Below are 13,348 nucleotides of genomic sequence, written 5' to 3'. Positions count from 1 at the left end.
TCACCGCCTCCTCAAACCTTCATAATTACCTCGTACTCCCTCACGGCAGAGTACAGTTTGAGGCTCAGGATAACTCCCAGCACGGTGGAGATCATAACTAGTGAGGCTGGTGTGCTGTTGAGGAGTGGAACGAAGACCCCCAGCAAGGCCGAGTATGATGGGATGATCGCTGCAAAAGCCCGCCTACCTGGTTGCTGCTCTTCGAAGAACCTCTTAAGGTAGCTGTAGGCGAGCAACCCTACGAATGCGGAAGCGGTAAGCTGCGAGGGGAGAAGTAGAAACTGCGGCTCGCCCGTTACACCGTAAATAGGGATGAGTATAACCGAGAGGGTGAGCAGCAGGTAAGTGCTCCTTTCAGCGTGAATTACAGCTGTGTCGACAGCATCCCTCCAGTTCATACCCGTAAGCGGAAGCGGTGGAGCGGAGGTGATAAAGCAACACTTTATTCTAGCCGTGGAAAACTGGGAGATTACGGTGGTGTTACTACCGTGGCGGCTGGCAGTAGCTACAGCCTGGTACTGTACTCTGTTCAGCTTGAGAAGCAATACGTGGACTTTCTCACGCAGAGCCTAACGCGCCTACTAAACATCAAGGTGATAGCGGCAGGCTCCCTGCCGATGGGCTTGATTCTCGAACACCTTGACGAGGATAGAGGACAGATCCGTGCTGACGAGCTTTTACACGCGTTGCACTCAAAGTTCGGAGTACTGCCCTACCAGAGAGTCCTAGTGGTGATTAATGGGGATGGTTACGTGGAGGGGTTGAACTTCGTCTTCGGCATAGCTGCTGAGGGCTGGGGCGGCGTAGTGTTCACCGAGAGGCTGCGCCCAGAGCTTTACCACGAGACGCCCAGCGATGCGCTGTTTCGGGCTCGGTTGCTTAAGGAGGCTCTTCACGAGCTAGGCCACAGCTTCGGGTTGCAGCACTGCCCCAACAATTGCGTGATGAGATTCAGCAACTCTGTAGTGGATGTCGACAGGAAGAGTGCGTTCTTCTGTAGTAGGTGCGTGAGAGAACTGAGTCTCGCAGCCCCCGGTTTACTCCGCGTTTAGCCGCTAGGATAAGCCGAAAAGCATGCTGAGAACACGGCTACTCTTTATCTTTTGAATGGGGAGAAGATCCCAGATTACACCACTCGGCTTAGGGTACTTCCGGGCAGTGATCATGAGGAGAGATGAAGGGGTGGCGATAATATCCACAGGTACATCGTGAGGTAGCATCGGTATCTCTGCGTCGAGAACCTGAACGTCATGCACAAGGGTCACAACCGGGGTCTTCTCCTCTGCTGCACGCATCTCCCTTAGGAGCGCGTACTCGAGGTCGTAGAGCCCATCTCCCCTACCCAACCTTCCACCGCTTTTGTCGACAGCAACGCTGCCGATAACGACCATATCCACCTTTATCCCTTCCAGCAGAGTCAGCTTCTCACCCATCTGGAGTGCACCTCTCAGCGTTGATAGCATGCGCGCTTCTCTCGCGCTAACTTCCGACCCGTGGACGACCACGTAGCCTTTCAGCAGGGGTTGCGAGAGCACTATCGTTTTACCCCTCCGAAGGGCTTCCTCTCTAAGAGGCCTGCTGGCCCCGTCAGATGTGAAGTATACTGCTCTTGCCTGCTTGAAGAAGCTCGTCTTAGCGATCTTCCCGGCAGCGCTTATCCCGCCGAGAAAGCCCGGAACCTTACCGTAGCAGGGTCTCGGCCCTACAACAACCTCGTAAGACTCCAGCCTCGCCCATGCCTGTTTTCTCAGCTCGCTCTTTATCTTCTCGTAGTTCGCAGCGGCACTAGAGTGCATGGTTAATCCGGGATACTCCCTACCAGGGAGTTATAACGTTTCCCGGAGCCCCTATTTTCAAATGTCCTACAACAGTCTCCATGGCGTATTGATTCACCTTAATTACTCTCCTCGGAAATAGAGGGAATGATGTCATCACCACGGCAGAAACGTGGAAGTGAGTACGTAACACGCCGCGAGGATTACACGGCAGTTACCCGTGTAATCAGCGTAAAGCTTCCCGTCGGCTTGCTCGAGGTTCTCGACGAGCTGATCGAGAGAGGTTATTTCCAGAATCGAAGCGACGCTATTAGAGAAGCTATAAGGAAGCTGCTCGCTAGCTACAGGGACCTTGACACGCAAAAGTTTAACAGGAGCTTAATGCTCGGAATCAGGTAAACATACCTTTTTCCTCTCTTTAATCCCTTTTCTCTGCTCGAATCTGGCTGCATTAGGTAATTTTAGCCCCAACCTTCACTTCGCTTTCAGGCACTATCAGCACAGGCTTATCATCTTCTACGGCAGCGAGGAGCATACCCTGAGAGATGTACCCCATGAGAGTCTTTGGCTCAAGGTTGACCAAGACGATAACCTCTCTGCCCACAAGCTGCTCGGGCGAGTAGTGGGGGGCGAGCCCCGCGACAATCTGCCTAACCTCACCACCTCCTATGTCTACTTTCAGCAGAAGAAGTTTATCGCTTCTCTTAATTCTCTCCGCGCTGATCACCCTAGCGACTCTAATATCTAGTTGCTTGAAAACATCGAGCTTGACTGTAGTCACACCGCGTGAAGGGGGTCAGCGCTATAATTTTTATCGCAGAAGAGCTAGCCCCTGTGGGGGTCGATTTGGAGAACGTATCTGAAATCGAGAAAAAACTAATATTCACTGAAGCGGATCTCATCCTTCTCGCGCTGTACGATGGGGAAAAGATGATTAGCAAGCTGAGGGAAATAACAGGTCTCTCTACCACCGCGATATACCGGAACGTGGACAAGCTCTTAAGCGCAGGTTTAGTCGAGGAGAGAAGAAGCGGGAGCCCGGCCAACAGGTTCATCAAGCTAACTCCGCGCGGAGCCCGCTTAGCAGCGCTGCTGAGGCAGTTGGAGGAAGAGCTCAAACCAAGAATGAGAGTATTTACTCCAGAGTAACGCGGCCCGTGCCCTCTAGCGGGACAGCCTTACTCCACACACGGTCGTAGTCGCGTTTCAACCTCTCTTTAGAGATGTGCGCGTAGACTTGCGTCGTGCTCAAGCTCGAGTGACCGAGCAGCTCCTGTATCTCCCTGATATCGAGCCCCATAGCTAGGCTATGAGTAGCGAAAGAGTGCCTGAGAACATGAGGGGAAACCTTCTTCTTGATACCGGCAGCCTCAGCTGCTCTGCGAACGATGCGCTCAACGGTGGTGTAGTGGATGTGCCCTGATGACGAGGGGAATACGTACTCGCTCCCGTCTCCGAGGGATGAAAGATAGTTCCCAAGAATGCTCGCTAAGCTCTCAGGAAAGAACACTATCCTCTCTTTCCCACCTTTACCCCTCACTCTGATTGCACGCCTTTCGAGATCTATGTCATCTCGCTTTAGCGATACCAGCTCGCTCACGCGCAGCCCCGTAGTGTACAGGAGTAGAAGAATCAGCCTGTCTCTCAGATTACTGCACGAAGCTGCCATCCTCGCAACCTCATCGGGTTCCAGGTAGCGCGGCAGCCTCTTTTCCCTCCGCGGAAGCTCGAAACCCGCTATCTGGTCTCCCAGGCCGAGAAACTCCAGGTAGCGCTTTACCGCCACGGCGGCAGTGTAGAGGCTACTAGGCCCCCACCCCATCTCGCGGAGCTTCGCGAGGAATAGATCTATGTCGTAAACAGTTACTTCGCGTACGTGCTTGCTGCCCAGAAATTCAAGGAACATTTTGAGTATGCTTCGGAAGCTCTTGATCGTTTTACTGGATCTGTTCCTTGCCACCAGGTGGGATATGTACAGCTCCAGAAGCTCCGAGTTCGTCTTACTCCCAAGCAGTTCGTAAGTGCCTTCACCGCTCTTCATAGCCTAGCCCTAGCTCTTCAGGCTTTCTCGTGTTTACTTCTAAGTGTTTCGCAACGTAGATGGGTGCGCCCGTCCTAAGGGCTATCGCGACGCTATCGCTGGGGCGGGCGTCGATCTGTATCCGCTCGGTCCTCCCTCCGACCTCGCGGATGAGAAAGAGCGTCGCCGTGTACACCGAGTTGCCCAGCAAAGCGTCGATCGTCACCTTCTCGACCGATACGCCGAGCGCTTCGAGAATGTTAACGAGAAGGTCATGAGTCATAGGCCTCTCGTACCTAATACCCAGCAGGACGCTCTGAATAGCCAGACCCTCGCTGACTCCAATAAATATGGGTAGAACCCTCCCCTTCCACTCCGCAGCCTCTAGAAGCATTACATAAGCTGAGCCTCCCCCACTAGTAATGACCGGGTAGACGTTTACGACCTCCGCCTTGAGGTACTCACTTCCAGCATCGCTCCTACCACTCAATGACCTCACCCCTGTTCTCTTCAAAGAAGCTCGGGTTCACGCGGACGATAACGAGGTTCCCTCTATAGCGGGCAGCGCCGCGAGCCCTTTGAACGATCTCGCTTATGAGGAAAGCTGGGTTTTCTGCAACGAACTTCGCCGCCTCCTGGATAGACATCGAGGAAACCAGCTTGTAGAGAACTTCCTTCACAACAGTCTCGGCGATCAGATTCGTAAAGCAGACTTCTCCGTTGCTGATAAGCGATCCTACGGCGAAGCGCTGCAGCCAGCTGTAGAGATCCTTGAGGAGGGGTATGAGCTGCCCTACCTTTCTCTCTAAATTCTCGCTGCCGCGGGAATCCTGGGCATCCTTACCCAGTACAAGTTTGACACGTTGGTTCCACTTGATGCTCCAAACCTCCATGTGCTCTGTGACCAGCCTGTCGAAGCCGATCGGGTCGCTCTCGGCGAGCCCGGCAAGCTGCTCAACAGCCCTCTCTCTGTAGCTAGCTTCATAGATGTAGTTACCTGAGAAGGCAACGTAGTTCAGGAGGTCCTCTAGTGCTACCCCGACCATGAAATCGAGCTCTTGAGAAGTCAGGTCGGGGAACTGTCTGAGAAGATACCTGCGGAGCACAGCCTTGAGAAATGTTTCCTTCCCGATTTCGCGCGACATTAACTCACTTCGCCTAAACCAGAGGCGCTCCTCCCCTTAAAGCCTTTTGCGTCTCAGGGAAGGAGAAAGTACAGCCGCGAGAAGAGACGGGTCAGCCGCGAGAAGACTCCTCACCAACTCGAGAGACCGTCGTGACATCATCCCCTGGCGATCTTCCCTTAAAACCTCAAAAACTTTTCCAGCTCGCTTTACGTCCTGAGTTTGAAACGCGCGTCCACGATCTTTACCCATGAGCTGCTCACGAAAGTGGGGTTGAGGTCCATTTCATCGACATAGGGCGATAGCTCGCTGAACATGAAAGATGCCTTGCTAATCGTTTCGGCTAGGAGCTCGAAGTTTGCCTTCTCGAGACCCCTGTAGCCCTCGAGAAGCCTGTACCCTTTAATCTTCTTTATCATCTCTAGAGCCTCCTCTACGCTGACGGGTGCGAGGTCGAAGACCACATCTTTCAATATCTCGACGAAGATTCCTCCCAGCCCGAAAACTATCAGCGGGCCGAACTGTGCGTCGTTCAATCCGCCAATGATAACCTCGTGAGCATTTCGGACAAGCTCCTGGACGACGAAGCCCGTTAAGCGGACATTCGGACTGGCACTACGCACACGTGAAAGCATGTCCTCCATGCTCTTCCTCAGCTCTTCGGGGGACTGGATGCCCACTTTAACCCCGCCGAACTCGGTCTTGTGAACTATGTCTGGTGAATCGAGCTTGAGGACAAGGGGGTACCCTACCTTCCCTGCCGCGGAGATGTCGTCCAAGCTTCTGATCACAGCATAGTTGGCTACGGGGAGATCGTAGGCTCTGAGCACTTCAAGCGATTCAGAGAGGGAGAGGAAGCTTCTTCCCTCTCTCACGGCTCTTGCGAGAATATCGGGAATTCTCGCCTCTTTCACACCTTGTAGTAGAATAGCACCTTCTTAAATGCAGCTGCTGTATCGAGCGCGTCCTCCTCACTCATCCCCGCTAGAGTCGGCAATGTTACAACGCTTCTCGCAGCCAGCTCGGCGCGCGGCGACATACCCTTCTTGTAGGAAACTCCAGCGCCCCGGAAGGGGCATGCCCAGGGACAGCCCCTCCCGTATCCCACTAGCTGCAGGAACAGCGGGTTCTCGTATATCACGCGAGGGTAGGCTACTAGAGCCAGGACGTTCTCCGCCCTCAGAGCCTCCACAATACGGTCTCGACTCACCCTCAACTTCTCGAGCTTTAAAAGCACCTGGTAGATGTGCCAAGTGTGCTTCACGTGGCTTCGCGCCTTAGGTAGCTGGACCAGATCACCGTCTAGGCTCTCCAGCTCCTCCGTGTAGATCCTGGCTATTCTCTCTCTTTGAGCATTCAGCTCGTCGATCTTCGCGAGCTGAGCCAGACCAACGGCCGCTTGAAGCTCTGTAATCCGGTAGTTCCACCCGAGAAGAACATGGTAGTACCTATCCTCCTGGCCGTGATTTACGAAGAGCCTAGCTTTCCTGTAGATTTCTTCGCTATTGGTAGTAACCATCCCGCCCTCGCCGGTAGTGATGTTCTTCGACTGGTAGAAGCTGAAGCCGCCCACATCGCCAATGCCTCCAACCTTCCTTCCTCTATACTCGCTACCTATAGCCTGCGCGCAGTCTTCTATCACCGCGAGGCCGTGCTCCCGAGCTATTTTCATGATCTCGTCCATCTCGGCAGGGTGCCCGGCGATGTGAACTGCGAGAATCGCTCTTGTTCTAGGAGTTATCCTATCCTCGATGGTCTCGGGATCTATGTTAAGCGTCTCTAGGTCTATATCCGCGAAAACTGGTACCGCGTTATTGTGGAGAATCGCAGTAGCCGAGGCAACGAAGCTAAAAGGCGTGGTGATCACCTCGTCACCGGCTCCTATCCCTAGGCTCGCTACAGCAGTGTGCAGAGCGGCCGTCCCGTTAGACACCGCTAGCGAATACCTAACCTTGATGTACTTGCTAAACTCCTCCTCGAATTTCCTAGTGATGCTTCCCGCAGTCGAGGAGAGCCTCCCGCTCTCCAAAACCTTCAGCACGAGCTCTTTCTCCTCCTGAGTGAACGTGGGAAAATACTCCTTAAAGTAGGGTCTCTGGGGTCTTCCCCCCTCTATCGCTGGCAAGCTTGACATCAACCCGATACACGGGCTGCCCAGTCTTATTATTGCTGCCGTTCTCACGCTAGAGTGATCGACCTCCCGTCCCGCTCGCTAAACACGAACACTTTAACTAGCCCTTTGAGCTTACCACCCTCAATCTTGGGCATTAGCACTCTCTCCACCTGGAAGAAGCCCGCCATGTCGCTCATGTACACGAGAACCTCGATCGGCGTCTCCGCACCCGGCCGCAGCTCCACCTTCCTGATGCTGAGAGCGGATAGTGAATGCATATCATGCTTCCCAAGCTTGTAGGGAAGCCTCGCTCTACCCTCAGACATGTCCAGCCCGTCAGCAAGCCGAACAATGCTCGCCTCCACCGTGAGGGGCTTCGCTTCCATAGCAGTGCTGTAGATTGCTGAAAGAACCTCCTGGCGCAGCCTAATCTTCCTCGCACCGATCCCCGGCCTGACTCTATCGATCACCCTATCTACAATATCTTTGGCGAGGATCGCTCCTATCAACTCGTGAAAGTCGCGGTGAACAGCGTTACCTATATCGTGAAGGTAGCTGGAGGCGACGAGAATTAGCTTTACATCGTCAAGGTTTGCCGCAGTATCGTGCTGTAGAGATGAAAACGATGCCCCTCTCAGAGCGAGAAGGCGCATTAGCTCTAGCGCCGTTCCAGCTACAATTTTGGCGTGAACGGGTCCGTGGTCGTTGTAGCCCAGCCTCAGCACAGCGTTTACGTTGCTCATGTAGAGGAGTTCTCTGACCTCCTCGTCCTCTTCGATCGCCTTGACGAGCGAAGCTACGAAGCTGTCGCGCTCAACCCAGTGCTTGAGAAGATCTTTACTCACGACCACGCTCTCAGCTGTCATGGAGGGTTGAAAAGGAAAAAGAGGTTTTAAAAAGGATGACGCTATCGCCGGTAATGCGGGAAGGCCCGGATACCCGGGTACCTCGCCCAGGTTCCGAGCTCTTCTTCAATCCTCAGAAGCTCGTTGTACTTGGCTGTCCTCTCGCCTCTAGCGGGAGCGCCGGTTTTTATCTGGCCCGTGTTCAGCGCCACAGCTACGTGCGAGATGGTAGAGTCCTCCGTCTCACCGCTCCTGTGACTAACAACCACGGAGTAGTTACGGTTAAAGGCAAGGTAGGCTGCTTCAAGTGCCTCCGTAAGGGTTCCGATCTGGTTGACCTTGAGAAGGAGAGCGTTCGCGGCGCCTTTCTCTATGCCCCTGGTAAAGCGCTCGACGTTCGTCACGAATATATCGTCGCCTACGACCTGGATCTTCAGGGACCTCGTGAGTTCCGCAAAGCCTTCGAAGTCCTCCTCCTGTAGCGGATCCTCTATCGATATTATAGGGTACTCGTCGACGAGTCTCTCGTAGAACTCCATCAACTTGGACTTATCGAGCTCGCGCGAGTCTATTACGTAGACCTGCCTCTTCTCATCGTAGAAGTTCGAAGCGGCAGCGTCGAGCGCCAATGCAACGTCGGTGCCCGGATCGTAGCCCGCAGCCTTTATCGCTGCTATTAATGCGTCGAGAGCCTCTCTCGTTTCCCTCATGGGGGGAGCGAACCCTCCCTCGTCCCCCACGTTGACTGCTCCTACTCCGTACTTCTCGGCCAAGTGTTTCTTCAAGGAGTAGTAGACCTCCGCGCCGATCCTCAAAGCCTCGGAGAAGCTGCCCGCCCCTACAGGCACGATCATGAATTCCTGAATCTTCAGCTCGTTGCCGGCATGCTTCCCTCCATTAAGCACGTTCATAAGGGGTACGGGAAGCGTGCGCGCGCTTACGCCCCCAAGGTAGCGGTAAAGTGGCATCGCGTAAGTGTTAGCCGCGGCGTGAGCGGTCGCTAGAGAAACTGCGAGAATAGCGTTCGCTCCCAGGTGGGACTTGTTCCTCGTGCCATCAAGGTCTATCATGCGCCGGTCAACGCTGCTCTGCATCCTCGCGTCCATGCCGACTATCTCTTTCGCGATGATCGAGTTGATGTTCTCGACGGCTTTCCTCACGCCCTTGCCCTGGAACTCTCTTCCTCCATCGCGGAGCTCCAGCGCTTCATGCTTTCCCGTCGAGGCTCCTGAAGGCACAATAGCTCTTCCGAGCCCTCCTCCCCTCGTGACAACTTCAGCTTCGACGGTGGGGTTTCCTCTAGAGTCCAGAACCCACCTTCCCTTAACGGACGCTATGGTAAAGTCCTCATCGCGAGCGGCTTTCAACGGCATACGTGCTCGAGTTGCTCACCGCGAATAACAGGTATCTTCATAATGCCCGTTATTCACCTGTATCCTTGATAATTAGCGAGCCTCACGGGATGAAAAGTATAAAAAGAATGAAAGGAATACTCTCTCCGATGAAACACTCTTCGGAAGACACGATCGGAGTTATTCTTTGCGGAGGCGAGGGGAAGAGGCTTAGACCCCTCACGTACTACTTCCAGAAGGCTATGATACCCGTCGGTTCACAGCAGAAGCCGCTTCTCGAGTACATTGTCCGCCTTATGAAGTTCCACGGGATCACTAAAATCACCATGCTCATAGGCTACAAGGGACAGCAAATCGTGAACTACTTTAACAAGGGAGAGAGGTACGGTGTAGATATAAGCTATGTCTGGGACAACCCCGAGTATGGCGGCAACGGAGGGGCTCTGCTCAACGCATACCTAAATGGAAGCTTCGAGGGAGCGAGGAACCTGCTCATATACTACGGAGATATTCTCTCAAACATTAGCTTGACGGAGCTTCTGAGGTTTCACAGAGAGGGAGGGTTTATAGCCACGCTGGCTCTTTCTCCGAACTACAGGGTGGCTGTAGGAGTAGCGGAGCTGGAGGGTAGCCAGGTCGTTAAACTAGTAGAGAAGCCACCCCTCGGCAAGCCGGTCACCATCGGGATTCTTGCGGTGAAAGTCGAGGGGATGAAGTACCTTGAGGAGCTGAGTGAGGAGAAGAAGGACATTGACATCATGGGCGATCTCATCAGAAGGTTCCTTGAAAGAGGGTTTAAAGTCGGAGGCTACTTAACGGACTCTTTCTGGTTCGACCTGGGCTCTACGGAAGCTTACGAGAAGCTGGAGCCTCACGACGTAGATGCTTGGTTCTCCTACTTGTTCCAAGAAGGCTGAGGGCCCTGTACAGACCTGTTTTCTCTCCCTTGAGTATCTTCACCATCAGAGAAGTAGGGATAAGGTAGGATAGCTTCACGACAGCGCTCCAGTTCGCGTAAAGAGCATCAACAAGCTTGCGATACTGTTTCCCGATATCCAGAATCGAGCCAATCTCGCTCCAAGCTCTCTCACTATAGGCTCCCGGAGCCTCCAGCCAGACAGCTTCGGCTGCGAGTATCCCGAGAGCCATAGCGGGAAAAATACCGCCGCCGTTAATCGGGTTCACAGCTCCCAGGGAGTCACCTGCGAACAGTACTCTCTCCATAGCTGGTTCAGCGTAGAAGCCGCTGACAGGCACCCATCTGGCTCTCATCTCCTCGATCTGCTTCACGTTGGAGAGGTAACCATGCACGTTGAGATTAACGAAGAGCGAGAAGAACTTCTTGAGACTGCCCCCGCCTTCGCGGAGAGAGGAGAGACGCACACCCACACCTACGTTGGAGATATCCTTCTCGAAAGGTATTATCCATGCGTACCCTCCGGGGGTTTCGGGTGAAGCAAGCATATACACGATGTTTTTCGGCATCTCAGGGGTGTGAAACTTCGCGTTAGCAGCCACGGCCACGTCGTTCTCGGGTAGGAGGATCTCTCGGTCCACAAGCTTCCTGACGGTTGAAGGGTAGCCGTCACACGCGATGACGTAATCGGCGGAAACTTCTCTACCCTTCCTGGTTCTGACTACGTACTCGCTCCCTACTTTTTTAACGCTGACAACGTCTTCTCCAGTGTAGTGCTCTGCCTCGCCTACAAGCTTCTCAACGAGCTCCGCCCGGCTGATCGTAAACCCCGGTATGGGTAGATTGTAGACGCGCCCTCCCGCGAATTCGAGCACCACTCTCGACACGCTGTTACGCCGCCTAGCCATAGCCACGTAGCTGAACGCTTTAGCTACAGACGGCTTTCTAGAAATGAAGCTTATGGCTTCAGGCTCTGGGAGAAACTCGCCGCAAACAGCAGGCCTCTCGGGTTGGGGTCTACGGTCAAAGCCGACCGCCCGAACACCTAGCTCGCTAAGGCGCTTTAAAGCAGCAGCACCGGCAGGGCCCAGCCCCACCACGACTGCTTTGTACCTCATACGGGCAACAGCATGGTGTGTAGAGCTTCTTAAAACCCTCTCCAGCAGTACTAGCTACGGCTCCGAAAGCGGGTCTAGCTCCCGGAGGAGGCTATGGGAGGCAAACCTTCTCCTTTCCGAGGATTTTCACAGCTGTGTGAAGCACAGATAGAGATTTTTCAAGCAGCTCTTTCACGAACTCGTAGCCTTGAGGCGTAAGGTAGTAGACTTTCTTCTCCCTGCTCCCAGAGATTCTAGATCCGAGAAGCCCTGCCTTCTCCAGCTTGTTAAGGAAAGGGTATACTTGCGATGGACCTATAGGGGCACCGAGCATCTCCGCTAGCAGCTTCATAAGCTCGTAGCCATGCCTTTCCTCTTCCGCTAGAAGCACGAGTGTGTAGAGCTTCACCACTGTGTTGACCCTTATACTCTTCAGCCGGTCGAGCTGCTCAGCAGACATCGAAGTTCCTTCACTTCTTTCTTCAACTCTTAAATTTATTTTCCGTTACATATCATCGATTCAACCCACCCGACGGGAGCGGTTGCCCGGTGAAGCTCGGGAAAAACTTGGAATAAACACAACGGATAAGATCCCTCCCATCAACCTGAGAATTGTTCTACCGCCTCCACGCTCTAAGGCCGCGGTGGTAGGCATGTATCTCAGTGTCGGGTAAAGTAAGCGCCACCTACGCGCCACGCCGGATGCTAAGAAGCCTAGGAGGGGTGCTACGCCTGCGACATAAGCCCAGAACAGCAGTCTCAGGAGAGCACTCCTAGGATTGAAAATATCTAGAACGACAGCACCTCTGCGAGAAACCTTTCTCATGCCCCACAAGCCCTTCGGCTTATCTAGAAAATCTCTCACACTAAACATAGCTAGCACGAAGTCAAAGCTCCCTTCTCTGAAGGGAAGGTACTCAGCGACAGCTACTACTGCGTGAGTTGTCCTTGCCTCCTTGAGGACATCCTCAAGGGGGTCGAGGCACACCACCTCGGCTCCTTTCTCCTCAAGCTCTCTCGAGTAGTAGCCGTCGCCGCACCCGATGTCGAGGACGAGCCCGGAGGGCAGGGAGAGAGCGTGTCTCCTGGCTAGGGAGTCTAGCCCCATGCTCATTGCGGCGTTGCCTAACCTGTACGCACCACTCTTGAATAAGGCTCTCAAAGTCTCCTCGACTTTCAACCACATGTTAATAGGGAGCCCGCGGGCTTCTCGCAAATCCTCCGAGTATCCTGAAGACATGCTCTCTAACCTCCCCGCCGGCCTCTTCGGCGAAAGTTCTCAGTATCTCAGCGGCCAGTAGCCCGCACTCCGCCGGGAGTCTTCCTGAGAGTTGGAGCAGTTCCGTTATAAGCTGATGGAGCACTCGGGAGCCATACTGGAGGTAATCTCCTTGAGACTCTTCGAGAAGCAGGAGCGCGCTCCCGCTGTCTTTTACCCCACGTGAAAGGTCAGACATATCGTCGATGACCTGGTACGCTGCACCGAGCGTAACGCCGTAATTTTTAAAGATGTCCGCTAGGTTGCGTTTCCCAGCAGCGTAGAGCGGAAGAGTGCATGCAGCGCCGAAAACTTCTCCTGTTTTCTTTGAGACAACTTCGCGGTAAGAAGCTACTACTCTCATGTTCTTCTTCGCTGCTCTCAAATCCCACAGTTGCCCTACTGCGGCCTCTCTCCAGGCACCCATGCTGGCAATAACAGCTTCAGGTCCACCGTACCGGGCTATCAACGATATGGCGGTCGCCATAGCTGCGTGAGGCACGATAACAGCCTCGTCGAGCCCGTACTTCTTCCAGAAGCTCGGCTGGCCTCTCCTACTCTCGGTGGAGTCTGAAATGTCATCGTAGACGAGGCTTGAAGCATGCATCAGCTCGACAGCCAAGGCTATCGGGAGAGCTCGGGTTTTATCACAGCCTGCAACATCTGCCGAGAAAAGTGAGAGAGCGCCGCGGAGGAACTTGCCACCAGCAACCATGTAGCTAACCTCATCGTGGATCTCGGGAAACAATAGCGGTAGCTGCTCTTGAAAGTACGCTTTCAGCTCTAAGCGTAGCAGGTTCAGCTTCTCAACTACACTCTCTGGAGTGGCCTTAGCGCTCAGCATTGAA

The 13,348-nt window shown here is 53.9% G+C and carries 18 protein-coding genes; 4 read left to right on the top strand and 14 right to left on the bottom strand.

The genetic code is table 11. The features are described 5' to 3' along the window. Nucleotides 1-11: 11 nt before the first annotated feature. Nucleotides 12-398, bottom strand: a complete 387-nt coding sequence (locus QXU72_01700; GenBank protein MEM0493963.1) for a hypothetical protein — start codon at nucleotides 396-398, stop codon at nucleotides 12-14. Nucleotides 399-488: 90 nt separating this feature from the next. Between QXU72_01700 and QXU72_01695 the strand changes: the two genes are divergently transcribed. Next, the gene (locus QXU72_01695) at nucleotides 489-1,052 is read left to right on the top strand and encodes an archaemetzincin family Zn-dependent metalloprotease (protein MEM0493962.1); all 564 of its coding nucleotides are present in this window, start codon (nucleotides 489-491) and stop codon (nucleotides 1,050-1,052) included. Between the two features lie 3 nt (nucleotides 1,053-1,055). Here QXU72_01695 and QXU72_01690 read toward each other — a convergent pair whose 3' ends face one another. Beyond that, nucleotides 1,056-1,796: a 5-formyltetrahydrofolate cyclo-ligase gene (locus QXU72_01690; protein MEM0493961.1), complete on the bottom strand. Its 741-nt coding sequence runs from the start codon at nucleotides 1,794-1,796 to the stop codon at nucleotides 1,056-1,058. Nucleotides 1,797-1,922: 126 nt separating this feature from the next. On the opposite strand from QXU72_01690, the gene QXU72_01685 reads away from it, so the two are divergent. Beyond that, nucleotides 1,923-2,174 carry a ribbon-helix-helix domain-containing protein gene (locus QXU72_01685; GenBank protein ID MEM0493960.1) on the top strand — a complete coding sequence of 84 codons (252 nt, stop codon included), beginning with the start codon at nucleotides 1,923-1,925 and terminating at the stop codon, nucleotides 2,172-2,174. A gap of 52 nt (nucleotides 2,175-2,226) precedes the next feature. On the opposite strand, the gene metG is transcribed toward QXU72_01685, so the two are convergent. Beyond that, a complete protein-coding gene (gene metG / locus QXU72_01680; protein ID MEM0493959.1) occupies nucleotides 2,227-2,556 on the bottom strand; it encodes a methionine--tRNA ligase subunit beta in 330 nt (109 codons plus the stop codon). Nucleotides 2,557-2,621: 65 nt separating this feature from the next. Here metG and QXU72_01675 point away from each other — a divergent pair, with 65 nt between their 5' ends. Continuing rightward, nucleotides 2,622-2,924 carry a winged helix-turn-helix domain-containing protein gene (locus QXU72_01675; protein MEM0493958.1) on the top strand — a complete coding sequence of 101 codons (303 nt, stop codon included), beginning with the start codon at nucleotides 2,622-2,624 and terminating at the stop codon, nucleotides 2,922-2,924. Here QXU72_01675 and QXU72_01670 read toward each other — a convergent pair. From QXU72_01670 to eno, 7 genes are all read right to left on the bottom strand, one after another. After that, nucleotides 2,911-3,816 carry a tyrosine-type recombinase/integrase gene (locus tag QXU72_01670; GenBank protein ID MEM0493957.1) on the bottom strand — a complete coding sequence of 302 codons (906 nt, stop codon included), beginning with the start codon at nucleotides 3,814-3,816 and terminating at the stop codon, nucleotides 2,911-2,913. The two genes, QXU72_01675 and QXU72_01670, sit on opposite strands and share 14 nt — an antisense overlap. Continuing rightward, entirely contained in the window at nucleotides 3,803-4,285 is a 483-nt protein-coding gene (locus tag QXU72_01665; GenBank protein MEM0493956.1) for a bifunctional nuclease family protein, read from the bottom strand. The genes QXU72_01670 and QXU72_01665 overlap by 14 nt, the downstream gene beginning before the upstream one ends. Next, nucleotides 4,275-4,940: a hypothetical protein gene (locus tag QXU72_01660; GenBank protein ID MEM0493955.1), complete on the bottom strand. Its 666-nt coding sequence runs from the start codon at nucleotides 4,938-4,940 to the stop codon at nucleotides 4,275-4,277. Before QXU72_01660 ends, QXU72_01665 begins: the two co-directional genes overlap by 11 nt. Before the next feature lie 188 nt (nucleotides 4,941-5,128). Continuing rightward, nucleotides 5,129-5,833: an acetate--CoA ligase family protein gene (locus QXU72_01655; GenBank protein ID MEM0493954.1), complete on the bottom strand. Its 705-nt coding sequence runs from the start codon at nucleotides 5,831-5,833 to the stop codon at nucleotides 5,129-5,131. Continuing rightward, complete coding sequence (locus QXU72_01650) at nucleotides 5,830-7,053, bottom strand: DegT/DnrJ/EryC1/StrS family aminotransferase (protein MEM0493953.1); 1,224 nt, start codon at nucleotides 7,051-7,053, stop codon at nucleotides 5,830-5,832. Before QXU72_01650 ends, QXU72_01655 begins: the two co-directional genes overlap by 4 nt. A gap of 44 nt (nucleotides 7,054-7,097) precedes the next feature. Further along, complete coding sequence (locus QXU72_01645) at nucleotides 7,098-7,898, bottom strand: phosphohydrolase (protein MEM0493952.1); 801 nt, start codon at nucleotides 7,896-7,898, stop codon at nucleotides 7,098-7,100. A 41-nt stretch (nucleotides 7,899-7,939) separates the two neighbouring features. Beyond that, nucleotides 7,940-9,250 carry a phosphopyruvate hydratase gene (gene eno, locus QXU72_01640; protein ID MEM0493951.1) on the bottom strand — a complete coding sequence of 437 codons (1,311 nt, stop codon included), beginning with the start codon at nucleotides 9,248-9,250 and terminating at the stop codon, nucleotides 7,940-7,942. 128 nt (nucleotides 9,251-9,378) lie between these two features. Between eno and QXU72_01635 the strand changes: the two genes are divergently transcribed. After that, complete coding sequence (locus tag QXU72_01635; protein ID MEM0493950.1) at nucleotides 9,379-10,146, top strand: nucleotidyltransferase family protein; 768 nt, start codon at nucleotides 9,379-9,381, stop codon at nucleotides 10,144-10,146. Here QXU72_01635 and QXU72_01630 read toward each other — a convergent pair. The 4 genes from QXU72_01630 to QXU72_01615 form a co-directional block, all read right to left on the bottom strand. Then, nucleotides 10,073-11,263, bottom strand: a complete 1,191-nt coding sequence (locus tag QXU72_01630; protein ID MEM0493949.1) for an NAD(P)/FAD-dependent oxidoreductase — start codon at nucleotides 11,261-11,263, stop codon at nucleotides 10,073-10,075. The two genes, QXU72_01635 and QXU72_01630, sit on opposite strands and share 74 nt — an antisense overlap. Nucleotides 11,264-11,354: 91 nt before the next feature. Further along, the gene (locus QXU72_01625) at nucleotides 11,355-11,702 is read right to left on the bottom strand and encodes a PadR family transcriptional regulator (GenBank protein MEM0493948.1); all 348 of its coding nucleotides are present in this window, start codon (nucleotides 11,700-11,702) and stop codon (nucleotides 11,355-11,357) included. A gap of 60 nt (nucleotides 11,703-11,762) precedes the next feature. Further along, on the bottom strand, nucleotides 11,763-12,482 hold the full coding sequence (locus QXU72_01620) for a methyltransferase domain-containing protein (protein MEM0493947.1): 720 nt from the start codon (nucleotides 12,480-12,482) through the stop codon (nucleotides 11,763-11,765). Continuing rightward, nucleotides 12,430-13,344, bottom strand: coding sequence for a polyprenyl synthetase family protein (locus tag QXU72_01615; GenBank protein MEM0493946.1), 915 nt, complete (start codon nucleotides 13,342-13,344; stop codon nucleotides 12,430-12,432). Before QXU72_01615 ends, QXU72_01620 begins: the two co-directional genes overlap by 53 nt. Nucleotides 13,345-13,348 lie beyond the last annotated feature (4 nt).

It is taken from the genome of Thermofilum sp. (assembly GCA_038741495.1).
GTDB lineage: Archaea > Thermoproteota > Thermoprotei > Thermofilales > Thermofilaceae > Thermofilum.
This window is presented reverse-complemented; position numbering and strand designations above follow the sequence as displayed.